We start from the raw sequence: 22,442 nt of genomic DNA, 5'->3' as shown, positions 1-22,442 counted from the left end.
TGTTCTTCGCATCACGATCTACTCCGACAGTACGTCAATCATGACAAAAGGATTTCCCGGCATTTTCTCCGTCAGCGACTATCGTGACGAAGCCAGACGGCGGCTGCCACGAATGGTGTTCGACTATCTGGAAGGCGCGGCGGACGATGAATCGGGACTGAGGCACAACCGTTCGGCGTTCGATAAATTGCAGTTGTTGCCGCGCCGGCTGTCGGATGTCAGCATACGAGAGCAGTCGGTGGAACTTTTAGGCCGGCGGATTCCATCACCGCTGGTGATCGCACCCACGGGCCTGAATAGCGCATTCTGGCCCAAGGGCGACCTCGCACTTGCGCGTGCGGCGGCCAAGGCCGGTATTCCCTTTGCGCTATCGACGGCTTCCAACATGTCCATCGAAGAGGTGGCAAAAGGAGCCGACGGAGAACTGTGGTTTCAACTGTATGTGGTTCATCGCAACCTCGCGAAGAGCCTGGTCAATCGTGCCCGCGCGGCTCGCTATTCGACCTTGATCCTCACCACCGATGTAGCGGTCAACGGTTTTCGCCAACGCGATCTTCGCAACGGCTTTGCCATGCCGTTCAAGGCAAGTGCGCGCGCGGCCGTCGACGGACTGTCGCACCCGCGTTGGCTTTGGTCCTATCTGATGCACGGCATGCCGGAGTTGAGAAATTTCGCTACGGACGATGCATCGGACACGGCCTCCCAGGCAGCGATTCTTCGCAGACAGATGGATGCGAGCTTCAGTTGGGATGACCTGCGCCGTTTGCGGGACGAATGGCCGGGCAAACTCCTCGTCAAGGGCATCGTGACGGCCGACGATGCCGCGCGGTGCGTCGAGCTCGGCGCGGACGGCGTGATCGTTTCGAACCACGGCGGCCGGCAGCTCGCCGACCTGCCCGCGACAGCCGATGTGCTGCCGGATATTGTCGAGCGCACCTCGGGAACGACTGTCATTCTCGACAGTGGGATACGGACAGGGGCTGACGTCGTCAAGGCGATCGCCTTGGGGGCACATGCCGTGATGCTCGGGCGCGCCACGTTATACGGGTTGGCAGCCAGAGGGGAAATCGGCGTGAGCGACGTCATCGAGATGATCAAACGGGAAACAGACCGGACACTCGCCCTCATCGGTTGCCGCTCGGTCGGGGAGCTCGATCGCAGCTACATTTCGAAGCGACCGTCATAGGTTACTGCGCATTGACGCGGGATTCTGGATGCGCAATTGTTCGGGATCGCTATCCCGCGTATTTGTAGTCGGAATCTTGTGCCATGAATCAAGTGATTACTACGGATCAATACCATCGCGACGACCGGCTTGTGGCATGGGCGGATCAGGTTCGGGCCAGCTGCGTCCCCATGGTTTTCAGGACCGAGTCCGATCAGGGATTTCGTGGCGAGATCTCCAGCGTGAACACCGACGGAGTGTGCGTGTCACGGATCTCGGCGGTCGATCACGTTGCGGCGCATGACTGGGAGGAAGTGCGGCGCACGGCGGACGACTACCTGCTCGTGTCGATACAGATCGAGGGGCGAGGTGCAATCGAGCAGGATGCCCGCACCGCGTTCGTCGACCCTACCGACATGGTGCTGTTCGACTCGTCGCGCAATTTCGCGTGGCATTTTTCCGGGGAGCATTACACGATCCGCTTTCCGCGCAGGGCGCTGGAGAAATTGGTGCCGTGTGGCCGGCAGCATACGGCAGTGAGGATTCCCGCGGCGACGGGGATCCGCCGCGTCGCGGCCGACCATATCGCATCCCTGCACAGAGCGCTTTCGTCAGACGAAGGCGCCGTGGCCGGCTGCGGGAAGCTTGCCGATGTGACCGCAAATCTGGTCGCCCTGGCGCTGGCCGATCATTTCAACACGGTTCCCCTGCCGAAATCCAACGTGAAGGAGATGCATCTGCTCCGGGCGCGTGCGTTCATCAAGGATCGTATCCACGAACCGGAACTGGGACCCGAACAGATCGCCGATGAGCTTGGGGTTTCCAGCCGTTACCTTTACCGACTGTTCGCCGAGGCCGGAGAGTCGATAGGCGAGATCATCTGTACGACCAGACTCAATGGATGCGGCGAGTGGCTTCAGCAGCGCGCCTACGCAAACCGCTCGATTACCGATATTGCGATGGCATGGGGTTTCAATAATGCATCGCATTTCAGCCGTACGTTTCGACGTCACTTCGGAATGTCCGCCCGCGACTACCGTGCGAAGCATTGCGACGCTTTCTGAAGCGTCCTGAGTTGGCTGCGACAGCGATCCCACCTGCTGGCAGCAAAAGTGAAAATCCTGTTCTGTCAGAGTCAAGCGTCCGCCATATTGGCCCGGGACACTTCATCTACAACGTTGCGGGCGTCCCGCCCGCGAGTCGTGGAGGAATATCTTGGCTCTCAACCATCCCCAATATAAAGCGGCTGTGGTGCAGGCCGCCCCGGCGTTCCTCGATCTTCAGGCCGGAATCGAAAAGTCCATCCGCTTGATTGAACAGGCCGCGCAGGCCGGCGCCGACCTGATCGCATTCCCCGAAGTCTGGCTGCCGGGCTATCCGTTCTATGTCTGGCTCGGTACCCCGGCCTGGTATATGAGCAAAGGCTATGTCCAGCGCTACTTCGACAACTCACTGAGCTACGACAGTCCGGAAGCCGACGCACTGAGGGACGCGGCGAGAAAAAACCGTATCACGGTGGTGATGGGACTCTCGGAGCGCAAGGGCCACTCGTTGTATATCTCCCAATGGATTATCGGCCCCGACGGGGAAACACTCCTGCAACGACAGAAACTCAAGCCCACACACCTCGAACGGACGGTTTTCGGTGACGGGGAGGGCAGTGGCTTGACCGTGGTCGACAGTCCGCTGGGAAAGCTCGGCGCGCTTTGTTGTGCCGAGCACGTGCAACCTTTGACCAAAGCCGCCATGTATGCGCAAGGCGAACAGGTCCACGTTGCCGCCTGGCCGAGCTTTTCCCTCTATGAATTTGCGAGCGCATTGAGCCACCAGGTGAACAACGCGGTTTCGCGAACCTACGCCGTCGAAGGAGGGTGCTTTGTCCTTGCGCCTTCGACAGTCGTCACCGAAGAGATGGTCGAGAGTCTGTGTGACACCGCGGACAAACGTCAGCTGTTGCGGCCAGGCGGTGGCCATAGCGTTGGATACGGGCCTGACGGGGCGGAATTGTTCGAAAAGATCGACGAAACCGCAGAAGGCTTGCTCTACGCCAACATCGATCTCGGCCTGCAATCGCTTTCGAAGTGCGTTTTCGATCCCGCGGGGCATTACTCGCGGCCGGACGTTCTGCGATTGCTGATCGATCGGCGGCCGCGCCCCCCTTTCGCCGAGACTCTCGACAGAACGCCGGTGGAGACGCGCGCCGATGCTCAAACGTCATCAGACAACGGCTGCTTGTCCGAGCTTGCGGGAAGTGGCGTAGATCAGTAACGGGACCATCGAGTTCGCCATGTCATGCCATGGCGAGCCGGGTCAGAGGTTTTCATGTCGCTACCGTGTTTGCTTGATATCGATTGAAACCGGACGGTTTTTTCGAAATAACAGCAATCCGGTCTCGACCATATATTTAGGATGTCGATATGAACTACAAAGAAAATCGAGACTACGAATGGAAGATGGTCATCTTTCTTGCGGTGCTGTTCGGAATCGTCGGTCTCGATCGTCTGGTCATCGTGTACCTGTTTCCGGTGCTGCTGCCGGAGCTCAAACTGAACAACACGCAGGCAGGCGCCATCGCCTCGGTTCTCGCATTGACTTGGGCAGTTTCGACATGGGTGCTCGGGAGTCTGTCCGACCGCCATGGGCGTCGCAAGATTCTGCTCGGTTCTTCAATCTTCTTCTCGGTGATGACATCCTTTACCGGTGTCGCCAAGTCGTTCCACAGCATGCTGCTTGTGCGCGGCCTCCTCGGCGTGGGAGAGGGGGGCGTCTTCAGCGCCAGCGTTGCGACCATCGACGAGATATCGACGCCGCGTCGGCGCGGCTTGAATCTTGGCATTCACCAGTCGTTTTTCCCCCTTCTTGGTATCGGTCTTGGACCGATCATCGCTACCCAGCTCGCGATGCATATGCGCTGGGAGTGGGTGTTCTTCGTTCTCGGTATCCCGGGGCTTTTGCTGACGTTCCTGATCGGCAGGACCATGCGGAAGTCGGAGGCAAATCGCGACAAGCAGGTCCGATCGGCATCGGGCGGCCCCTTGACCGTGCTGCGATACAAGAACATCTGGCTGACCACGGTCATCGGATCGCTTTTCCAGACGGGCCTGTTCGTGTTCTCGACGTTCGTCGCGCTCTATCTGACCAAAGTGGCGGGCCTCAGCCTCGGCACGGTCGGCCTGATCATCTCCGGATGGGGTTTCGGCGGGTTTATCGGGATGATCGCCGTTCCGGCGATCTCTGATCGGCTCGGGCGGCGGATCGTGCTCGTCGTCTCTGCGACTTGCTACGGCATCCTGATGTTGGCTTTCGTTCTTTGTCACGCTTCTCCGATCGTCATGTTCGCGAATCTCTTTGCTGCCGGGATTTGCGGCTTCGGCATCGCACCGCTCTTTCTTGCCGTGATTCCATGCGAATCCGTACCGTCCACGCTGACTGGCTCCGCCGTAGGCGTTCCTACCGCTGTCAGTGAACTCATCGGTGGAGTCCTGATGCCGGTGGTGGCTGGCGGGCTCGCCGACACGTTCGGTCTTGGCTATCCGATGCTGATCGTCGGTGGGGTGTCGTTGGTGAGCGCTTTCGTGGGGATGTTTCTCGATGAAACGGTGCCGGCCGCGACGTCGAAGCATTCCGTCTCGAACATCGACGCGGTCTGAACGTTCGGCAAAGAGCAGGCGGATTTCAGACCTTTGCGGGGACTCGCGCGATCAAGGCCGCCGACGTCGGTCGCGGGGCTGTATCGGGCGCGGTGAGGTAACGCTGCCACGGTTGAGCGTGTCGTCGTCATTTCTGACGATACGCTGCAAAAAAGCAGGCGCGCAATCTACGAAGACCGAAATGTAAGCGAGACGTAGATGCCAACCCTCCCGCAGCTTTCAGTCGTCGACGCCAAAGGTGCGATCGATCGACGCGAGATCTCCTGCCTGGAATACGTTCAGGCGCTGATGGATCGACAGGCTGAAACCGAGTCGCTGAACGGGTTCGTGTATGTCGACCCGGAGAAATTGTTGCAATCGGCGCGGGCGCATGATGAATCTCCCGCAGCCCGAACAGGCCGGATGTCACTTGCAGGCATTCCATTGGCAATCAAGGACAACATCGACTGCGTGGGCATGCCGACAGCCGCTGGAACGGCAGCGCTGCGCAACGCCGTACCTCGAGCGAACGCGCCGGTCGTGGCGCGCGTGATCGAAGCGGGTGCGTTGGTCGCGGGCAAAGCCAACATGCACGAACTCGCTTTCGGCTGCACCAACGACAACGGATTTTTCGGCCCGGCCCGCAATCCGTATGACCCGTCCAGAATTCCTGGCGGAAGCAGCGGCGGGTCTGCCGTGCTGGTGGCGAGTGGTGCGGTGCCGGCGGCGCTCGGCACCGACACGGGCGGATCGGTGCGAATACCGGCGGCGCTGTGTGGACTGGTCGGCTTTCGTCCCACGCATGGACGCTATCCGTCAGAGGGAGTCGTACCGATATCGCCCACGCGCGACACGGTCGGTCCGATTGCCCGAACCGTCTCCGACATGTTGTTGCTGGACGAGATCCTGTCCGGAAGTGGTTCAGCGCCTCCCGTTGTCGACGGTGCACGTGACTTTCGCCTGGCAGTCCCGTACTCGACGTTGTGGGAGGGGCTGTCACCCGATGCGCGGCCGGTACTCGAACATGCGCTGCAGAAGCTCGAGGATGCAGGCTTCGAACTGGTTGACGTAGACCTGCGACGTTATCCGTTTTTCCGTGCGCAGAAGAGCGCAACCATCCCGTTTTTCGAGTTTGGCGGTGCCGTGGGCCGCTATCTGGAAACAGGTGGCGTGGCTGTGACGTTCCCGGAGATCGTTGCCCGGATCAAAAGCCCGGATGTAGTCCGCATCGTCAGCGACATCCTGGGGGCCGGTGCGATTTCCGCGGCCGAATATACCGAAGCGCTTCTCGCGCGAGAGCGGTCGCGCACGTCTTACGTGGCGTGTCTTCGCGAAATGGAGGCCGACGCGCTGCTATTTCCCACCGTCCTGATTCCGGCTTGCAACATCGGCTCTGAAACCGTGGCGGTCGGGTCTGAAGCGCTCGATGTCTTTGCCGCGTACACGCGAAATACCGAACCAGGCAGCAATGCCGGGGTACCCGGCATCACCATTCCCGCAGGTCTGACCCAGGATGGGCTCCCGGTTGGACTGGCGCTGGACGGTGCTCCGTATTCGGATCAGCGAATCCTGCAGATCGGCAAGGAAATGGAGCGCGTGCTGTGTGCCGCGACGTTCCCGCGTCTCGACGCACACGTTTGATTCATCCGGCAACGGCTTAACGAGAAAGGCAAGCAAATGAATCGTCGAAATATCCTGAAAAGTATTGCGCTCGGTGCTGCAAGTGCCGCGGTGGGCGTCGGGGGGCTCGTTCCGGCATCGGTACGCGCGGCAAACCAGCCGCTGAAGCTGGCGCTGATGGCGCCGATGAGCGGGCCGGCCGCATTTTTCGGTCAAGCCTGCAAAAACTGTGCGGCGTTGGCAATCGACGAGATCAATGCGCGCGGGGGCGTTTTGGGGCGCCCCCTCGAGTTGCTGGTGGGCGACGCCGGCGCCGCACCTTCCGAGTCGGCGCAGACGGCGCTCCGCCTCTGGAAGCGCGACAAGGCGGAGGTCTTTGTCGGATCGCACGATAGCGCTGTCCGGACGGCGCTGGAAAGTCTGTTCCGAGGCCAGGTGCCTTACTTCTATACCCCGATGTACGAGGGCGGCGATTGCGCGAAGGGCACGTTCTTCGTTGGCGAGACGCCTGCGCAGCAACTGGCGCCGGTCATTCCGTGGCTGACCGCCAAACACCAGGTCAAGCGCTGGTTCCTGATCGGCAACGACTACATCTGGCCGCGCAAGTCGAACGAAGTGGCGAAAAAGGCGATTCAGGGTTCCGGCGCGGCCGTGGTCGGCGAAGAGTACGTTCCATTCGACGTCGACAACTTCGACGCGGTACTCGGCAAAATCCGGGACAGCAAGGCGGATGCGGTCTTCATCACGCTGGTGGGCGGGTCGGCCGTCACGTTCAACCGAAGTTTTGCGAGCTTCGGTCTCAGCGACAAGATGATCCGCTTCGGCACGATGGTCGAAGAAAACACATTGATCGGCATCGGTGCGTCCAACTCCAGGAACCTCTACTCGGCCTCCGGCTTTTTCTCGACGCCGACCGCCACGTCCGGGCAGTTTCTGGAGCGCTATCACAAGCAGTTCGGTGCTTCGGCGGTTTTGAGCAGCATCGGCGAGTCGACGTACGAGGGCATCCTGATGTATGACGCCATGGCCAGGAAGGCGAATTCCGCGTCGATCGGCGATCTGACGAAGACTTCCGATGGCGCAAGTTACACAGGCCCGCGCGGCGCGGTCACGATGAAGTCGCGCAATGTGACGGCCGACATCTTCCTCGCGAAGGCATCAGGCGTCCGATACGACGTCGTCAAGACGTTCTCACAACTGAGCTCGGCCGAAACCTGTGCGAGCGGAGCGGGTGCGGGTTGAAGTCATGCTGCTTTCCCATCTTCTCAATCTCGGATACGCATGCGCGGCCCTCGCGCTCACGACGATAGGTCTGGCAATCGTGTTCGGGCTGCTGGGCGTGTTGAACATGGCACATGGCGAGTTCATCATGCTGGGCGCGTATTCGGTGGTCGTCGTGCAGCGTCTCGGGTTACCCGCCTTGCTTGCCATACCTTTGGCGATCGTCGTATGCGCTGCTGTCGGATGGATCGTCGAGCGCCTGCTGGTTCGCCCTTTGTATGAGCGGCCATTCGACACCTTGCTCGCAACCTGGGGCGTTTCGATCCTACTGCGCGAAGGCGTGGTCGCATTGTTCGGAAAGGGTTACCAGGACGTGACGGGTGCGGATGGCACATCGATGGATGTCCTTGGCACCCAGTATCCGGCATTCCGGCTCGCGATGATGCTCGCGGTGGGCCTGGCATTCGCGGGGCTCGCCGCATGGTACAGCCGCAGCCAGACGGGCGCGCGGATTCGAGGCATGGTCGCGAATCCGCTTCTTGCCAAGGCAGCCGGCATCAATACGACCCGACTGGCCAGCGGCACGTTCATTACGGGTGTGGTGCTGGCCGGGTTGGCGGGGGTGCTTCTCGCACCGATCGTACGGGTCGAGCCATACATGGGCCTCGACTATCTGCTCAATTCGTTTTTCGTGCTCGTTGTCGGTGGCCTGGGCAGCCTGCTCGGTCTCGCGGTAGGCACGTTCGTCATCGGAGGGACGCAGGTCGCGGTGTCGAGTTTCATCGATCAGACGTCGGGCTATACCGCTGTCCTGATCCTGTCCATCTATTTCTTGTGGAGTCGCCCAAATGGCCTCGTCTCGCGCCGTTGAAACGGCCCTCCAGGTTGTCACGGCGGCGATTCTTCTCAGCTTGCCGCGGTGGGCCGGTGATTACAGCGCAAACCAGATCGGGCTTCTGTTGCTGTATGGAATGGCCACGCAAAGCGTTGCTTTGTGCTGGGGGAATGCGGGCTTCTTGCCGCTGGGCCAAAGCCTGTTTTTCGGGCTGGGTGCGTATGTCAGCGCCTTTGTATTGCGCTGCGCCGCCGCGGCCGGTGGCGAATGGCAGATCATTATGCTTCCGCTTGCAATTGCAGTACCGGCGGCCCTGGCCTATGCAATCGGATTGATCGTCTTTGCGCGCCGGATCGACAGTGGGCCGTTCTTTTCGTTGATTACCCTTGCGCTTTGCATGTTGGGGTTTCTGGTCGCCAATCAATGGAGCAGCGTAACCGGCGGCTTCAATGGGTTGACCGATATCCCCGATCTGCCGATGACCGACAGGTATGGAAGCCTGTATTACGTGATCGCCGCGGCTGCGGTTGTCGTCACGGCGCTGATCACCTGGTTGAACCGCAGACCGATCGGGACGCTCTGGGCCGCCACTTCAGAGAATGAAGATCGCCTCCAGTTCTTTGGATTCGCGACACACAAACTGAAGGCTGCCGCTTTTGGCCTATCGGGCGCGATCGCAGGTTTGGGGGGCGCGCTGTATGCGCCTCATGAGGGCCTCGTCGGTCCTCAGGCGGTCGGCGTGGCGTTGTCAGCGCAGTTTGTCATCTGGGCGGCCGTCGGGGGAAAGCGCAGTCCGTTGGGCGCGCAACTCGGTGCCGTCGTGATCGGACTGCTCGCAGCGACCTGGCGTGATCTGTTTACCTATTGGGAAGTGCTGGTTGCGCTGATTTTCATCGGTGTGGTGCGGCTGTTTCCCGATGGCCTGGCCGGCATGGCCGCTGCGCTTGCCCGAATTGCGGGTCTGCGAGTCGCGAACACGATTCCGGAGAAACGGGCCGATGCGCCCGACATCGCCACGATTGACATACGACCGCTTCAATCCACGCTGCTCAGTTTCAGGAAGGTGGAAGTCAGCCAGGGTAGCGTCAACATTCTCAACGGGCTCGATCTCGAGGTGGGAGCCGGGGTCATCAATTGTTTCATTGGCCCCAATGGCGCCGGGAAGACGTCGACGTTCAATGCAATGACGGGCCGCTTGCCAGTCCGTTCAGGCGAAATCCACTTTCGCGGGGCCGAGATTTCGTCCTCTCAGGCCTGGCAGGTCGCCCGACTGGGAGTCGGCCGCAAGTTTCAGATTCCCACGGTTTTCGCCCAGTTGTCCGTCGACAAGAATCTTCAGATCGCCCTGTGGGCGAATCGGATCCGTCCTCGAGAGATGCTGACTGCGGCGCCCCTGCATTGGAATTCGGTTCAACGCGTCCGCACGCTTGGAAAATTCGGGTTTCTTGAATCGAATATGGCTGTTCGTGCGGGAGATCTTTCTCAAGGGATGCGCCAGATGCTGGAGTTCGCGATGGTGGCCATCACCGAGCCGCGTCTTTTGCTCCTCGACGAGCCGTGCGCGGGCCTCTCGGCGCACGAAACCCGTCACATGATGGACGCGATCACGTCGACCGTCGGCGAACTGGAGGCGTCAGCCATCGTGATCGAGCATGACATGAGCGCGCTCGAAAAGATCGCCGGCAACGTGGTGGTGCTTCATCAGGGAAGAAGCCTCGCGGTCGGGTCTCTGTCGCAGATCAAGATGTCGGCAGAGGTCAAGGCTGTCTACTCAGGAGGAAGAAAATGAGCGAACGCCAGCGAGAAGCCATGTTGAGCTTTTCGTCGATCGTCGCCGGCTATGGTGACACGATGGTGCTCAAAGGGATCAGCGGCGAGGTGGCTGCGGGTAACGTCCTGGGTGTATTCGGCCGCAATGGTGTGGGCAAGTCGACGCTGATGCGCGCTTTGACGGGCGTCATCCGGCCCATGTCCGGTGCCGTAACCGTCAACGGGGGTGAAGTCGGCAAAGTGCCGTCGCATCAGCGACGACGTTTGGGGATGAGCTACGCGCCGCAGGAACGGGTTGTCTTTGACAATTTGAGCGTCGCAGACAACCTGACACTCGGATTCAAGACAAGAAGCCTGGACGCATACGACGACTTGTTCCGGATCTTCCCGCGTCTGCAAGAGCGGTTGTTGCAGCCGGCTGGAAAGCTGAGCGGTGGTGAAAAGAAGTTGCTTTCCTTCGCCAGAATCATCGCGGAGCGTTCGCCTCTCACGCTGATCGACGAGCCGTCGGAAGGGGTTCAGCAGGAGAACCTGGAGCGCATGGCGTCTGTTATCCGGTCTCGGACCGCAGAAGGAGCGGCGTTCGTGGTTGTCGAACAGAATCTGACGTTTCTAACTTCGATCGCCGACAATTTCATCGGTTTGGATCATGGAGAGATCGTGCTGTCGGGCGACTCGATCGATATGTCTCGCGACCAGCTCGAAGCCGTATTGGCGGTTTAGTCTTCCGTATCAAACGATTCGTCGCGTCGCGTGCACCTGATCGTCGATCGTGCCGTTCAACACTCATGACGGCGCGGTCGTTCTAGCCGCGGCGACGGAAGCAGCAAGCTCCGCGCGGTTGGAGAATCCCTTCTTGTCCATGATCCGCCGCAAATGGGTGCGCACGGTCGACAAGCTGATGCAGAGCAGGCGGCCGATATCCTGATCGGTACAACCCTTCGCGACAAGTTGCGCGATCTCGCTCTCACGGTCGGTGAGACCCGTTGCACTACCTGCCCGACGTTTGATGGCGCGGCAAAGGAACGGCTCGAGCGCATCGAGCACGAGTTTGTCGCGCATCTCGAATTCAGGTCGATCCTGTGTCCGCCAGATTCTCAGATCGCTGAGCTGGCGCTCGCCGTCGAAAACAAACATGTTGATCCCGTGATGCAAACCATCCTGTGCGAGAAACTCGTTATAGAACTCACTTTTCTCTAGTGCAGGTCGGTCCATGACCTCCTCCACCAAGGTGGCTTTGCGCATCTTGCAGAGCTGCGCCGTCATCGGGTCATTGTGCTGGTACCAGCTCGTGTAGCGGCGCACATGATCGGAGTCGACATTGACCGCGATCGGGTCGACGTATGTTCCTTTTTCTGCATCCCAGTTGTACGAGACGCAGAAATCGGATCGCAGCAGCCGGGTCAAGTCTGGCAAAACGACGCGTCTTGCATCCACCATCGGTCCGAGCTCTTCGAGCCGTCCGATGATGTCCCCGAAAAGTCGGAGTTCGTCGAGCGTGAGGTCGTGAACTGGTGGCTTCAAGGGTGCCTCATCGGTAGGAAGAATCAAGAGACAGCATGCGCGGCAGCCTTGAAAGACAGGCTCGCATTACACGTCAAGCATAGCAGGGAAAAAATGCTGATCGGCAACGAAACTTCGCTTCCTCTACCTGTTCGTTGCATTCATGTCTCAGCTGGATCCACGGCATACCTACAAATCAAAAAGGGACGCTCGCCGGGGCCTTCGAATTTCGTGAGCGAGGGGGGAGGCCAGGGAATTCGTGTCGACATTTCTAACGATGGGGCTCAAAAAAAGCTGCTCATAGAGTAGACGCACAGTGGGAAGCGGACGTGCTGAGACTGTTCGTTGTAGTGAGGCAAGCTGCAGGATTACCCGGAGACGCCTGCCCATTGACCAAACGATTCCGATGCATTTCCAGCGGGACGTTTTCCTCAGTCATTCTCGTCAACGAAAACTACGCTATAAAATTAGGAAAGCGATATGAATATGGTCATTAAGCGAAGCATGGTTGTCTGCGCCGCGGTTGGGTGCGGCGCGGCACATGCGCAGTCCTCAGTGACGCTGTACGGGCTGGTGGATGCGGGCATTACGTACACGAACAATGCGACGTCGAGCACCGGACATGGCGCGCTCGTGCAGTTTGCGTCCGGGTCTTCGCAGGGAGATCGGTGGGGGCTGACGGGTAAAGAGGACCTGGGGGGCGGGCTCAAGGCGATCTTCACGCTCGAAAGTGGCTTTCAACTTTCCAACGGGGCCTTGGCGCAGAGCGGGCTGTTGTTCAATCGTGCAGCCTTCGTGGGCCTTGACGGGCGCTTCGGGACGCTGACGCTCGGGCGGCAATACGACTTCATCGGCGATATTTTCCCGGCGTACTCGATCGCAGGAAACACGGCAGCGGGCATCCTGGGGTGGGGAATCCCGGCGTATGCGGCTGGCGGGTATACGCTTGATAACCGACTGTGGGGCGATAACGTCAATAACTCGGTGAAGTATCTCTCGCCAAAGATTTCGGGTTTCAGTGCCGGCGCCATGTATGGTTTCGGCAATGTCGCCGGCTCGTTGGGGACCAATAGCTCGATGAATTTTCTGCTGAACTACAGTCAAGGTGGGCTCGCCGCATCGCTGTCGTATTTCAAGCAGCATAACGCGACAAACTCCGCGAATTTGACGGAATACGCAGGCGGTGCAACTTACAGTCTCGGGAAAGCCCAGATATTCGGCGTAGTGACCGATGTCCAGTTGAGCAGCGGCACCAAAGCTCGGGCGCTGACCTATGACGGTGGCATGACTTACTTTGTCAGGCCAGATCTTTCGCTTGGAGCAGGGTTCCAGTTTCAAGAGCGCAATAACGGGGTCGGCAGCGCGAATCAGGTCACCATCGGGGCGGATTACTTCATTTCCAAACGCACGGACGTTTATTTCGTTGGGGCGCTCGCGCATGATCATGCACACGGCGCTCAAATCGAAGCAGCGCTCGGGTCGCCGTCCAGCACGAGTTTTCAGACTGCGGCGAGAATTGGCATTCGGCACAAGTTCTAACTGTTGCGGGGTAAGACCGATGGCGAACTGGAGCTTCACCAATCTGTTGGGGAAGGGGCACAGTCCAGAGTGTTGTCGGATGCAGAGAAGCTCGAGCCACTGCTTACGCAGTGTCTAGTGTGTTGCATCGACCGGTTGAATCCACCATCCCTTGCGGCCAGTCGCTGTGTGCATGATGTCCTCGCTGTCATGAAGAAGGGCGGCCCGCGGGGGCGTCAACCCGGGTCGATGCGTCTGAACACGATCGCGAAGCCGGCCAGGTAGACGCTCGCGATCACGGCGAAACCGGCCGCGGTCGAGCGCTCCGGGCTGGCGATCGCGTGCAGCACGACCGACGCGATCGCAACGCCGACCAGCGAGCCGATCTGCCGGCTCGCGTTCAGCGATGCGGCGGCCAGATTCGCGTCCGCGGGGCCGGCCGACTGCATGACGACGAGATTCATCGCGGGGATGGCCTGGCCCGCGCCGAAGTTCGCGATGCCGACCGCGATCGCGAGCGTCGTGTAGGGCAGTGCCTCGATGCCGATCAGCGCGGCGCTGCCGAGCGTGGCGAGCGCGAGGCCCGCGAGCAGCGTGCCGCGCGGGCCGAGCCGCGCGCTCACGCGGGCGGAAGCGAGATTGCCGATGCCGAACATCGCCATCAGCGGAAACAGCTCGAAGCCGGCGCGCAGCGCGCTCGCGCCGCGCGTCTGCTGCAGGTAAAGGCTCAGCAGGAAGATTTCCGCGAGGATGCCGAAATTGATCGCGAGCCCGAGCAGTCCGCCCGCGACGAAGCGCCGGTTGCGCAGCAGCGCGGGCGGCAGGATCCGGTCGCGGGCGCGACGTTCGCGCCACACGAATGCCGCGCCGGCGGCAAACGTCGCGGCCGCGCCGGCGACGATGGCGGGCGAGCGCCAACCGGTGCCCGGCCCCTCGATCAGCGTATAGCTGAGCGCCGCGAGCGCGAGCGCGCCGAGCAGATGGCCGATCGTGTTCAGCGGGCCGGGATGGCGCGGCGAATGCTCGACATGGCGGCACGTGAGCCACAGTCCGGCGAGCCCGACAGGCAGGTTGACCCAGAAGATCCCGCGCCAGCCGATCGCGTCGACGAGCACGCCGCCGATGCACGGCCCGATCGCCATCGCCGCCGAGACGAGCGCCCCCCAGATGCCGATCATCCGCGTGCGCACCGGCCCGGCCGGAAACGCCAGCGTGAGCAGGCTGAGCGAGCTTGGCATGAAGAGCGCGGCACCCACGCCCTGCAGCAGCCGCGCGGCGACGAGCATGCCGCTCGTCTGCGCGGCCGCGCAAAGCACCGACGCGGCGACGAACAGCGCGAGCCCGGCGACATAGATCGCACGCGGCCCGTAACGGTTCGCGAGCGCGCCGCCGAACAGCAGCAGCGCGGCGAAGCTGAGCGTATAGGCGTCGACGACCCAGACGAGCGCGGTCAGCGACATGTCGAGGCTCCCCTGCATCGCCTTCAGCGCGACGTTCACGATGGTCACGTCGAGCATCGCCATCACGAAGCCGCAGGCAAGCGCGACCAGCACGTGTGCCGGCCGCGCGGCAGGCGCGCCGGTCGCGCCGGCTGCGGGCGCGGCGTTCGTGCTCATGCCGCGCGCCCGCCGAGATAGAGGCGCCGCATCTCGTCGCTGTCGAGCAGCTCGGCCGAGGTGCCCGTCAGCGCGACGCGACCCATCGTCAGCACCACGCCGCGATCGGCGATGTGCAGCGCCTCGATCGCGTTCTGTTCGACCATCAGCACCGCGACGTGCTCGGTATCGCGCATCCGTACGATCGCGTCGAACACCTCGTCGACCATTTTCGGCGACAGGCCTGCCGACGGCTCGTCGAGCAACAGCAGCACCGGGCGCGGCATCAGCGCGCGCGCGAGCGACACGATCTGCCGCTCGCCGCCGGACAGCGCGCCCGCGGGCGACCGATAGCGGCGCCGCAGGACGGGGTATTGCTCGCACAGCTCCTCGATCCGCGTTTCGCGAGGGAACGCGGACATCGCGTGGCCGCCGAGCATCAGGTTCTCGCGCACCGTCAGCGCGCCGAACACGTTGTCGGTCTGCGGGACGAAGCCGATGTCGTGTTCGCGGATCTTGCGGTGTACCGGCACGCGCGCGATGTCGCGGCCATGCATCGTGACCGTGCCGGCGCGGGGCGGCACGAAGCCGGCGATCGCCTTGAGGAGCGTCGATTTCCCGCAGCCGTTCGGGCCGAGGATCGTGACGATGTCGACCGGCCCGACGGACAGCGATACGCCGTGCAGGATGTCGATGTCGGCCGTGTAGCCGGCGACCAGGTCGCGAACTTCGATCATGACGCCCCCATCAGATGGCGCGCATGGGCCCGGCCCAGGTAGGCATCGAGCACGCGGCGGTTGCTTTCGAGTTCGGCGGGACGACAGTCGGCGATCGCGGCGCCGCGATCGAGCACGATGCAGCGGTCGCACAGCTCGCGGATGAAGTGCATGTCGTGCTCGATCACGACCAGCGTGACGCCCAGTCCGCGGATGCGGCGCAGCTCGGCGACCAGTTCGCCGCGCAGGTTGGGATGAACGCCCGCGGTCGGTTCGTCGAGCAGCAGCAGCTTCGGCTCGGTCATCATCGCGCACGCGATGCCAAGCAGTTTCTTCTGGCCGCCGGAGATCGCCGCGGCGCCCAGTTGGGCGACGTGCGCGAGCTTCAGTTCCTCGAGCAGCGCGGTGGCGCGTGCGCGCGTCGCGGCTTCCAGCGTGCGTGTCGCGCGGCTGCGCAGCAGTGCCGCGACGGGGCCGTGGCGGGCCGACGACGCGGCCATCGCCAGTTCGAGCACCGACATGCGCGCGGGCATCGACGGCAACTGGAACGTCCGGCGGATGCCGAGCCGTGCGATCCGGTACGGCGCAAGCGTGTCGATGCGACGCCCGGCGAAGCGGATCGCGCCGGCCGCGACGGGCGCGAAGCCCGTGATCGCATTGAGTGCAGTGCTCTTGCCCGAGCCGTTCGGCCCGAGCAGTCCGACGATCTCGCCGTCGCCGACGGCGAGCGAGAGGCCGGACAGCACCGCGTTGTCGCCATAGCGGATCGTGACGCCTTCAAGGTCGAGCAGGGCGCTCATGGGCGAACCTCCAGCCGTTCCGGCACGAGGCCGCGCGGGCGCCGCAGCACGCATGCGAGCAGCATCAGGCCGACGAGGCCGAGGCGCACCGCACCCGCGAGGTCGCTGCCGACGCCGAGCCAGTCCTTCAGGAACGGCGCGAACGCGTAAACCGCCTGAACGATGAGCGCGCCGGCCAGCACGCCGGCGTGGCTGCCGAGCCCGCCGACCATGACGATGGTCCACAGCGCGAAGGTTTCCGACGCCACCATCGCATCCGGGCCGACGTAGCTGATGTACCAGATGAGAAGCGCGCCCGCGAACGCCGCGGGCAGCGCGCCCGCGACGCTCGCCCAGGTCTTCAGCGCGACCGGGTCGTAGCCGAAGCAGACGGCGAGCGCGGGCTCCTCGCGCATCACCTTCAGCGCGCGACCGAAGCGGCCGGTGGTCAGCAGCCGGCATGCGACGCAGGCGACGGCGAGGCCGCCGGCCGCGACGGCGAGGAACGCGAGATCGGCCCACGGCGCGCGCAGCCCGGGAAAGAGCGGCGCGATGCCGCCGATACCCTGCGCACCGCCCGTCAGCCAGCCCTCGTTCAGCGCGAACGTGCGCAGGATCTCGGCGATCGCGAGCGTCGCGATGCCCCAATAGTCGGCCGACAGATGTCGGCCGAGCCGCGCGATCGAGACGGCCAGCACGCTCGCCGCGCCCGCCGCGAGCGCCACGGCGGCCGGCAGCGGCCAGCCGAGCTGCGAAGCGATGCCGGCGGCGTAGGCACCGAGCCCCGCGAACGCAACGAAGCCGAAATTGACGAGCCCTGCGTAGCCTGCCTGCAGGTTCAGGCCGAGCGCCATCGTCGCGTACAGGCACGTGACGGTCAGCAGATGGACGATGAAACTAGACACGACGCACCTCCCCGTCGAAGATTCCATACGGCCGGAACACGAGCACGACGAGCAGGATGGCGAACGACACCGCGCCGACGTATTCGACCGGAAAGAAAGCGACCGGCCGGCCGACCAGCCCGCCGAAGTCGACATCGAGCGCGGTCGTCTCGGCAAGCGCGATCAGGAATGCGCCGGCCGCCGCGCCGAGCGGATTGCCGAGACCGCCAAGGATCGCGGCGGAAAACACCGGGATCAGCAGCCCGTAGCCGAGGTTGACGTGCACGCTTTCAGTCGCGCCGAGCATCGTGCCGCCGAGCGCCGCGAGCACGCCGCTCGCGAACGTGATCACGTTGGTCACGCGCCGCGCATCGATGCCCGTCGCGAGCGCGAGCGCGCGATTCGACGCGAGCGCACGCATCGCACGGCCGAGGCGGGTGCGGTACAGCAGCAGCGCGAAAACGGCGAGCGCGACGCAACCGCACGCGATCGAACCCGCCTGCGCGGGCGACATCGCGACGCCTCCGACCATCAGTGGCGGGCGCACCGCCTGCGCGTACTGCAGCGGCCGCGAGCCGGCGGTGCCGAGCATCAGCGCGACGGCGAGCAGCGAAACGGCGAGCGAGCCGATCATCGCGACCGCGCTGCCGGAGCGCAGCAGGCGCGTGAACACGAACAGGTTCAGCAGCGTCGCGGCAAGGCCGACCAGCGCGCACGACACGGCGGTCGCAAGCGGGAACGGCATGCCGATGCGCTCGAACCCGAGGGTCGCGAACGCGCCGACCATCGCGTACTGGACGTGTGCGATGTTCGGGAAGCGAATCAGCGAGTACAGCGTCGACAGGCCGACGGATACCAGCAACAAGTCGGACGTGCGCATCAGGACATCGATCAGGAACTGCAGCATCGCGTGCTCCCGGTGGCTACTGGGCGACGACGGATTGCCGGTACACGACCTTCTCGTACGGCTGCACGAGCCGCTGGCCGTCGGCATCGAAGGCGATCGTGCCCGTCACACCGTCATAGGGCTGGCTGGCCGCGAGTTCCGCACGCACCTTCGCTGGATCGGCCGAGTGCGCGCGGTTGATTGCCGCCGCGGACAGCATCGTGGCGTCGTACGCGTAGCTGCCGAACGCCGAGCGCGGCGCCTCGTGATACGCGGCGCGATAGGCCGCCGCGTACGCGGCGGCGCTCCCGCCGAGCGCCGCGACCTCCAGGCCGATCTGCCCCTGGGCGATCTGGGCGGGCGTGTCGCTCGTGCACATCGTCAGGTAGATGCCGTACCACGGCCGCTGGTTGAGGCGCATTTCGAACGCCTGCCGGTTTAGCGTCGCGGCTTCCTGCCCGTACGCGCTGTACACGTAGCCGTCGGGCTGCGCGCGCGATGCCTGTTCCAGTTCGCGCCGGTAGGTCGACTGGCCTTCCGTGTAGAGAACCGTCGAGACGATCGTGCCGCCGAGTGCCTCGAAACGCTTCCTGAACTCGGTTGCGATGCCCTGGCCGTAACCGTTGTTCGGCGCGATCAGTGCGATGCGCCGCAGCTTGCGGTCGTACACGTCCTGCGCGGCGAAGCGCGCGGACTGGTCGTCGAGCCCGATCGTGCTGAACGAGCCCGCGCCGATCTTGCGGACCTGCTGGCTCGACGAACCGATGTTGACGTGCACGTCGCCCTGGCGCACGAGGAATTGTCCGATCGGGATCGTCACCGACGACGAAAATTCGCCGAGCACGAGCGGCACGCGCTCGACGGTCGCCAGCTTGCGTGCGGCGTCGAGCGCCGTGTTGGCCGTGCCGCCCGAATCCTCGATCCGTACCTGCAGCTTCTGCCCGAGCACGCCGCCTTGCGCATTGATCTTCGCGACCGCGAGCTCGATCCCGCGCCGCTGGTCCTCGCCGATCGACGCGCTCGCGCCTGTCAGCGGCAACACGGCGCCGACGCTCACGTCGGCGTACGCAGGAAATGTTGTCCACGCGCCGAGCGCGACGCAGATCCCGAGACTCCAGCAACCCAGCTTCATTTTTGCGCTCCTGAACATGTGTTGAATTGCGTTTGAAATACAAAAGTGTCGACAGAATCACAGAACAAAAATCGTTGGCAAACATTTTTTGGACGAATGTTGCGAGGTCCGTAAAGTGCCTTGGAATGAACAAGAAAATGCCTTGTTTTAGCGCACTAGACGCACAACAAGAGCGACTGTAAACACCAGCGACGGGCAGATGCGCCAGATTGGGTCAATGTCGAATCTTTTCGAAAAAAGTGTATACAGTGATGAATACGAATGCTTAGAATTCAACCGACTCGACACGGAAACGGAGGCAGTGCGATGGACATCAAGCGCTATGGCGCGGGGGAACGGATGAGCCAGCTCGTGGTGGCGGGCGGCTTCGCGTTCATTGCCGGACAGGTGGCCGATGACACCGCGCTCGACGTCGCCGGCCAGACACGCCAGATCCTCGACAAGATCGACCGGCTGCTCGACGGCGCGGGGCTCGACAAGCGCCGGATCGTGTCCGCGAGTATCTGGCTGGCCGATCACCGGAGCTTTGCCGACATGAACCGGGTCTGGGATGCATGGGTTGCGCAGGGCGATACGCCGGCGCGCGCATGCGTGGAATCGGCGCTCGCGTTTCCCGAGTACACGGTCGAAATCGCGGCGATCGCTGCGCTCTAGCGGAGACGAGTCATGAGGACGGTCGTGCTGGGAGGCGGCATCGTCGGTGTGACGACCGCGTACTTTCTCGCGAAGGCCGGCGACGAGGTCGTGGTGGTCGACCGGCGCGACGGCGTCGCGCTCGAGACGAGCTTCGCGAACGCGGGACTGATCGCGCCGGGGCATTCCTATACGTGGGCATCCCCGCGGGCGCCGAAGATCCTGCTCAAGTCGCTGTTTTCGGACAGGCAGGCGTTGCGTCTCAAATGGTCGCCGGACTGGCGGATGTGGGCGTGGTGTCGCCTGTTCCTGCGGAACTGCACGGCGGAGCGCTCGCGCAGGAACACGTCGATCAAGGTGCGGCTGTGCCGCTATGCGCAGCAGCAGCTCCAGTCGGCGACCCGCGACGAGGCCCTCGCGTACGACCGGATCAGCAGCGGTTTGCTGTACCTGTACCGGGATCCCGCATCGTTCGAGCGCGGCGTCGCGAACATGCGGATTCTGTCCGACAACGGCCTGCCGCTCGAGACGCTCGATTTGCGCGCGGTGATCGAGCGCGAGCCCGCGCTCGCCGGCGCGGCGGACGCGATTGCCGGTGCGATCTACTGTCCGTCCGACGAGAGCGGCGATGCGCACCTGTTCACCCGGGCGCTCGCCGAACGCTGCCGCGCGCTCGGCGTCGAGTTCCGTTTCGGCGCAACGATCGACGGCGTGCGCGCGCATGCGGACGCGGTGGACTACGTGCAGACGTCGCAGGGCCGCGTGAGCGGCGACCGCTATGTGCTCGCGCTCGGCTCGTACTCGCCGTTCGTCGCGCGCGCGCTCGGCTACCGATTGCCGATCTATCCGGTGAAAGGCTATTCGGTCACGCTGCCGATCGATGCACGCCACGAGCCGCCGACGCTCGGCGGCGTCGAGGAAAACCAGCTCGTCGCGTGGGCGCGGTTCGGCGATCGGCTGCGCCTGACCGCGACGGCCGAATTCAGCGGCTACGACACGACCCACACGCCCGCGGACTTCGCGCACATGCTGGCGACCGCGCGGGCGCTGTTTCCGAACGGCGCCGACTACACGAAGCCGTCGTACTGGGCGGGGTTGCGGCCGATGACGCCGGAAGGCACGCCGATCATCGGCGCGACCCGCCATCGCAATCTCTTTCTCAACACCGGGCACGGCCACATGGGCTGGACGATGTCGTGCGGTACCGCGAAGATCGTCGCCGACCTGATCCACGGCCGGCAGCCCGACATCGACATTACCGGGATGACACTCCAGTGAGCGAACTTCTTTCGACCCCAGTGCAGCATGGCGCCGGTTCGTACGCGCGCTTCGGCTTCTCGCTCGATGCGGGCATCGCGCGCCGCGCGGCGATCGGGCTCGTCGTGCTCGCGACCGACCATACGATCGAATACGAATGGCGGCGCGTGCTCTCGCTCGACGGCGTCGCGTTCTACGAGAGCCGGATCGCGAACTCCGCCGACATCACCGCGGAGACGCTCGCGCGGATGGACGGCGGGATCGCGGCGGCCGTCGAGTTGATCCGCCCCGGCGAACGTCTCGACGTGGTCGCGTTCGGCTGCACGTCCGCGTCGACGGTGCTCGGCGAGGAGCGCGTGTTCGAGCGGATTCGCGAAGCGCGGCCGGGCGTGGCGTGCACGACGCCGATCACCGCGGCACGGGTCGCGCTGGGCGCGCTGGGTGCGCGCGGCGTTGCGCTTCTCACGCCGTACGAGCGCCCGATCAACGAAGCCATGGCCGCCTACCTGCGCGCGCGCGGCGTCGACGTCGTCAGGGCGGGTTCGTTCGAGCATCGCGACGACAACGAGGTGGCGCGGATCGACCGCGCTTCCATCGAGCGCGCGGTGCTGGCGCTGGCCGCCGATCCGGCGGTGGATGCGGTGTTCGTGTCGTGCACGAGCCTTAGGCTAGTCGACGCGCTCGCGGAGATCGAGGCGCGCGCCGGCAAGCCGGTCCTGTCGAGCAATCACGCGCTCGCGTGGCATGCGCTGCGGCTCGCGGGCGTCGACGATCCGGTGCCGGGCTTCGGACGCCTGTTGATGCAATGACGGTGGCAGAAGCACCCGAAGCGTCCGCAGGCCGGTCCATGGTCGATAATGACGGTCGCCGACAGACGAAGGAGGAGGCGAGATGGCAGCGAATTCCGTGCTTGGCGGCCGCGAGGCTATGGCGCCCAGGCGCGCGGGCCTTACGGTCAACGAGATTTACGAGCAGTTGAAGCAGATGGCCGTGCTGTACAAGATCCGGCCGGGCGAGCGGGTCAACGAGCTTGAACTGGCGGAACGGTTCGACGTCAGCCGCACGCCGATCCGGGAAGCACTGAACCGTCTCGTCGCGGAGAACCTGCTGGTCTTCGTGCCGAATCGCGGATTCTTCATCCGCCAACTGGAAGGGAAAGACGTGTTCGATCTCTTTGAGCTGAGGCGTTCGATCGAGTCGACCGCGGTGATGCTCGCGTGCGAACGGGCGTCCGACAACGACATCAAGACACTGCGCCGCTTCTGGCGGCAGGTGATGAAGAGCGCATCTCGGATGCCG

At 63.3% G+C, this 22,442-nt stretch carries 21 protein-coding genes; 14 read left to right on the top strand and 7 right to left on the bottom strand.

All coding sequences use genetic code 11. From position 1 onward, the window contains the following. The first annotated feature begins 40 nt into the window (after positions 1-40). From DIE16_RS07950 to DIE16_RS07910, 9 genes are all read left to right on the top strand, one after another. Positions 41-1,186 carry an alpha-hydroxy-acid oxidizing protein gene (locus DIE16_RS07950; protein WP_124522937.1) on the top strand — a complete coding sequence of 382 codons (1,146 nt, stop codon included), beginning with the start codon at positions 41-43 and terminating at the stop codon, positions 1,184-1,186. Between the two features lie 83 nt (positions 1,187-1,269). Further along, positions 1,270-2,229 carry a helix-turn-helix domain-containing protein gene (locus tag DIE16_RS07945; protein WP_124484765.1) on the top strand — a complete coding sequence of 320 codons (960 nt, stop codon included), beginning with the start codon at positions 1,270-1,272 and terminating at the stop codon, positions 2,227-2,229. A gap of 151 nt (positions 2,230-2,380) precedes the next feature. Further along, positions 2,381-3,433 carry a carbon-nitrogen hydrolase family protein gene (locus DIE16_RS07940; RefSeq protein ID WP_124484766.1) on the top strand — a complete coding sequence of 351 codons (1,053 nt, stop codon included), beginning with the start codon at positions 2,381-2,383 and terminating at the stop codon, positions 3,431-3,433. Positions 3,434-3,582: 149 nt separating this feature from the next. Continuing rightward, complete coding sequence (locus tag DIE16_RS07935; protein WP_221621947.1) at positions 3,583-4,815, top strand: MFS transporter; 1,233 nt, start codon at positions 3,583-3,585, stop codon at positions 4,813-4,815. Positions 4,816-5,013: 198 nt separating this feature from the next. Then, the gene (gene iaaH, locus DIE16_RS07930) at positions 5,014-6,435 is read left to right on the top strand and encodes an indoleacetamide hydrolase (protein ID WP_124484767.1); all 1,422 of its coding nucleotides are present in this window, start codon (positions 5,014-5,016) and stop codon (positions 6,433-6,435) included. Positions 6,436-6,471: 36 nt separating this feature from the next. Next, positions 6,472-7,656, top strand: a complete 1,185-nt coding sequence (locus DIE16_RS07925) for a substrate-binding domain-containing protein (protein WP_124484768.1) — start codon at positions 6,472-6,474, stop codon at positions 7,654-7,656. 4 nt (positions 7,657-7,660) lie between these two features. Continuing rightward, positions 7,661-8,506 (top strand): branched-chain amino acid ABC transporter permease, encoded by an 846-nt coding sequence (locus tag DIE16_RS07920; RefSeq protein ID WP_124522939.1) that lies wholly within the window; start codon positions 7,661-7,663, stop codon positions 8,504-8,506. Next, positions 8,484-10,259, top strand: coding sequence for an ABC transporter permease subunit (locus tag DIE16_RS07915; protein ID WP_124522941.1), 1,776 nt, complete (start codon positions 8,484-8,486; stop codon positions 10,257-10,259). The genes DIE16_RS07920 and DIE16_RS07915 overlap by 23 nt, the downstream gene beginning before the upstream one ends. Beyond that, positions 10,256-10,963: an ABC transporter ATP-binding protein gene (locus DIE16_RS07910; RefSeq protein WP_260426177.1), complete on the top strand. Its 708-nt coding sequence runs from the start codon at positions 10,256-10,258 to the stop codon at positions 10,961-10,963. Before DIE16_RS07915 ends, DIE16_RS07910 begins: the two co-directional genes overlap by 4 nt. A gap of 63 nt (positions 10,964-11,026) precedes the next feature. Here DIE16_RS07910 and DIE16_RS07905 read toward each other — a convergent pair whose 3' ends face one another. Further along, positions 11,027-11,764 carry a helix-turn-helix transcriptional regulator gene (locus DIE16_RS07905; protein WP_260426903.1) on the bottom strand — a complete coding sequence of 246 codons (738 nt, stop codon included), beginning with the start codon at positions 11,762-11,764 and terminating at the stop codon, positions 11,027-11,029. Positions 11,765-12,223: 459 nt separating this feature from the next. On the opposite strand from DIE16_RS07905, the gene DIE16_RS07900 reads away from it, so the two are divergent. Further along, entirely contained in the window at positions 12,224-13,282 is a 1,059-nt protein-coding gene (locus DIE16_RS07900) for a porin (protein ID WP_260426175.1), read from the top strand. Positions 13,283-13,497: 215 nt separating this feature from the next. Here the strand turns inward: DIE16_RS07900 and DIE16_RS07895 are convergent, their stop codons facing one another. Genes DIE16_RS07895 through DIE16_RS07870 form a run of 6 tightly spaced genes read right to left on the bottom strand, consistent with a single transcriptional unit; the run spans position 13,498 to position 19,253 of the window. After that, complete coding sequence (locus tag DIE16_RS07895) at positions 13,498-14,877, bottom strand: MFS transporter (RefSeq protein ID WP_124484771.1); 1,380 nt, start codon at positions 14,875-14,877, stop codon at positions 13,498-13,500. Continuing rightward, positions 14,874-15,593, bottom strand: a complete 720-nt coding sequence (locus DIE16_RS07890; protein WP_124484772.1) for an ABC transporter ATP-binding protein — start codon at positions 15,591-15,593, stop codon at positions 14,874-14,876. Before DIE16_RS07890 ends, DIE16_RS07895 begins: the two co-directional genes overlap by 4 nt. Then, positions 15,590-16,372 carry an ABC transporter ATP-binding protein gene (locus tag DIE16_RS07885; protein ID WP_124522943.1) on the bottom strand — a complete coding sequence of 261 codons (783 nt, stop codon included), beginning with the start codon at positions 16,370-16,372 and terminating at the stop codon, positions 15,590-15,592. The genes DIE16_RS07890 and DIE16_RS07885 overlap by 4 nt, the downstream gene beginning before the upstream one ends. Continuing rightward, positions 16,369-17,256, bottom strand: coding sequence for a branched-chain amino acid ABC transporter permease (locus DIE16_RS07880; protein ID WP_124522945.1), 888 nt, complete (start codon positions 17,254-17,256; stop codon positions 16,369-16,371). Before DIE16_RS07880 ends, DIE16_RS07885 begins: the two co-directional genes overlap by 4 nt. Continuing rightward, positions 17,249-18,142, bottom strand: coding sequence for a branched-chain amino acid ABC transporter permease (locus tag DIE16_RS07875; protein WP_124519425.1), 894 nt, complete (start codon positions 18,140-18,142; stop codon positions 17,249-17,251). Before DIE16_RS07875 ends, DIE16_RS07880 begins: the two co-directional genes overlap by 8 nt. Before the next feature lie 16 nt (positions 18,143-18,158). Then, positions 18,159-19,253 carry an ABC transporter substrate-binding protein gene (locus DIE16_RS07870; protein WP_124484776.1) on the bottom strand — a complete coding sequence of 365 codons (1,095 nt, stop codon included), beginning with the start codon at positions 19,251-19,253 and terminating at the stop codon, positions 18,159-18,161. Between the two features lie 306 nt (positions 19,254-19,559). Between DIE16_RS07870 and DIE16_RS07865 the strand changes: the two genes are divergently transcribed. The 4 genes from DIE16_RS07865 to DIE16_RS07850 all read left to right on the top strand — a co-directional run. Continuing rightward, positions 19,560-19,907, top strand: a complete 348-nt coding sequence (locus DIE16_RS07865) for a RidA family protein (RefSeq protein WP_124519426.1) — start codon at positions 19,560-19,562, stop codon at positions 19,905-19,907. Between the two features lie 12 nt (positions 19,908-19,919). Continuing rightward, complete coding sequence (locus DIE16_RS07860; protein ID WP_124519427.1) at positions 19,920-21,164, top strand: D-amino acid dehydrogenase; 1,245 nt, start codon at positions 19,920-19,922, stop codon at positions 21,162-21,164. Then, complete coding sequence (locus DIE16_RS07855; protein WP_124484779.1) at positions 21,161-21,952, top strand: aspartate/glutamate racemase family protein; 792 nt, start codon at positions 21,161-21,163, stop codon at positions 21,950-21,952. The genes DIE16_RS07860 and DIE16_RS07855 overlap by 4 nt, the downstream gene beginning before the upstream one ends. Positions 21,953-22,034: 82 nt before the next feature. Beyond that, positions 22,035-22,442, top strand: a 408-nt coding sequence (locus tag DIE16_RS07850) for a GntR family transcriptional regulator (protein ID WP_148093431.1), incomplete at its 3' end; no start/stop codon positions are given.

It is taken from the genome of Burkholderia sp. Bp9090 (assembly GCF_003857985.1).
In the GTDB taxonomy this organism is placed as follows: Bacteria; Pseudomonadota; Gammaproteobacteria; order Burkholderiales; family Burkholderiaceae; genus Burkholderia.
The sequence above is the reverse complement of the archived record's forward strand: the minus strand, read 5'-3'. Positions and strand labels throughout refer to the sequence as shown.

Bases quoted from the DNA above. Each gene is read 5' to 3' on its own strand.
- DIE16_RS07950 (WP_124522937.1), top strand. From the start codon at position 41: ATGACAAAAGGATTTCCCGGCATTTTCTCCGTCAGCGACTATCGTGAC.
- DIE16_RS07945 (WP_124484765.1), top strand. From the start codon at position 1,270: ATGAATCAAGTGATTACTACGGATCAATACCATCGCGACGACCGGCTT.
- DIE16_RS07935 (WP_221621947.1), top strand. From the start codon at position 3,583: ATGAACTACAAAGAAAATCGAGACTACGAATGGAAGATGGTCATCTTT.
- iaaH (WP_124484767.1), top strand. From the start codon at position 5,014: ATGCCAACCCTCCCGCAGCTTTCAGTCGTCGACGCCAAAGGTGCGATC.
- DIE16_RS07925 (WP_124484768.1), top strand. From the start codon at position 6,472: ATGAATCGTCGAAATATCCTGAAAAGTATTGCGCTCGGTGCTGCAAGT.
- DIE16_RS07920 (WP_124522939.1), top strand. From the start codon at position 7,661: ATGCTGCTTTCCCATCTTCTCAATCTCGGATACGCATGCGCGGCCCTC.
- DIE16_RS07915 (WP_124522941.1), top strand. From the start codon at position 8,484: ATGGCCTCGTCTCGCGCCGTTGAAACGGCCCTCCAGGTTGTCACGGCG.
- DIE16_RS07910 (WP_260426177.1), top strand. From the start codon at position 10,256: ATGAGCGAACGCCAGCGAGAAGCCATGTTGAGCTTTTCGTCGATCGTC.
- DIE16_RS07900 (WP_260426175.1), top strand. From the start codon at position 12,224: ATGAATATGGTCATTAAGCGAAGCATGGTTGTCTGCGCCGCGGTTGGG.
- DIE16_RS07895 (WP_124484771.1), bottom strand. From the start codon at position 14,877: ATGAGCACGAACGCCGCGCCCGCAGCCGGCGCGACCGGCGCGCCTGCC.
- DIE16_RS07890 (WP_124484772.1), bottom strand. From the start codon at position 15,593: ATGATCGAAGTTCGCGACCTGGTCGCCGGCTACACGGCCGACATCGAC.
- DIE16_RS07885 (WP_124522943.1), bottom strand. From the start codon at position 16,372: ATGAGCGCCCTGCTCGACCTTGAAGGCGTCACGATCCGCTATGGCGAC.
- DIE16_RS07875 (WP_124519425.1), bottom strand. From the start codon at position 18,142: ATGCTGCAGTTCCTGATCGATGTCCTGATGCGCACGTCCGACTTGTTG.
- DIE16_RS07870 (WP_124484776.1), bottom strand. From the start codon at position 19,253: ATGAAGCTGGGTTGCTGGAGTCTCGGGATCTGCGTCGCGCTCGGCGCG.
- DIE16_RS07865 (WP_124519426.1), top strand. From the start codon at position 19,560: ATGGACATCAAGCGCTATGGCGCGGGGGAACGGATGAGCCAGCTCGTG.
- DIE16_RS07860 (WP_124519427.1), top strand. From the start codon at position 19,920: ATGAGGACGGTCGTGCTGGGAGGCGGCATCGTCGGTGTGACGACCGCG.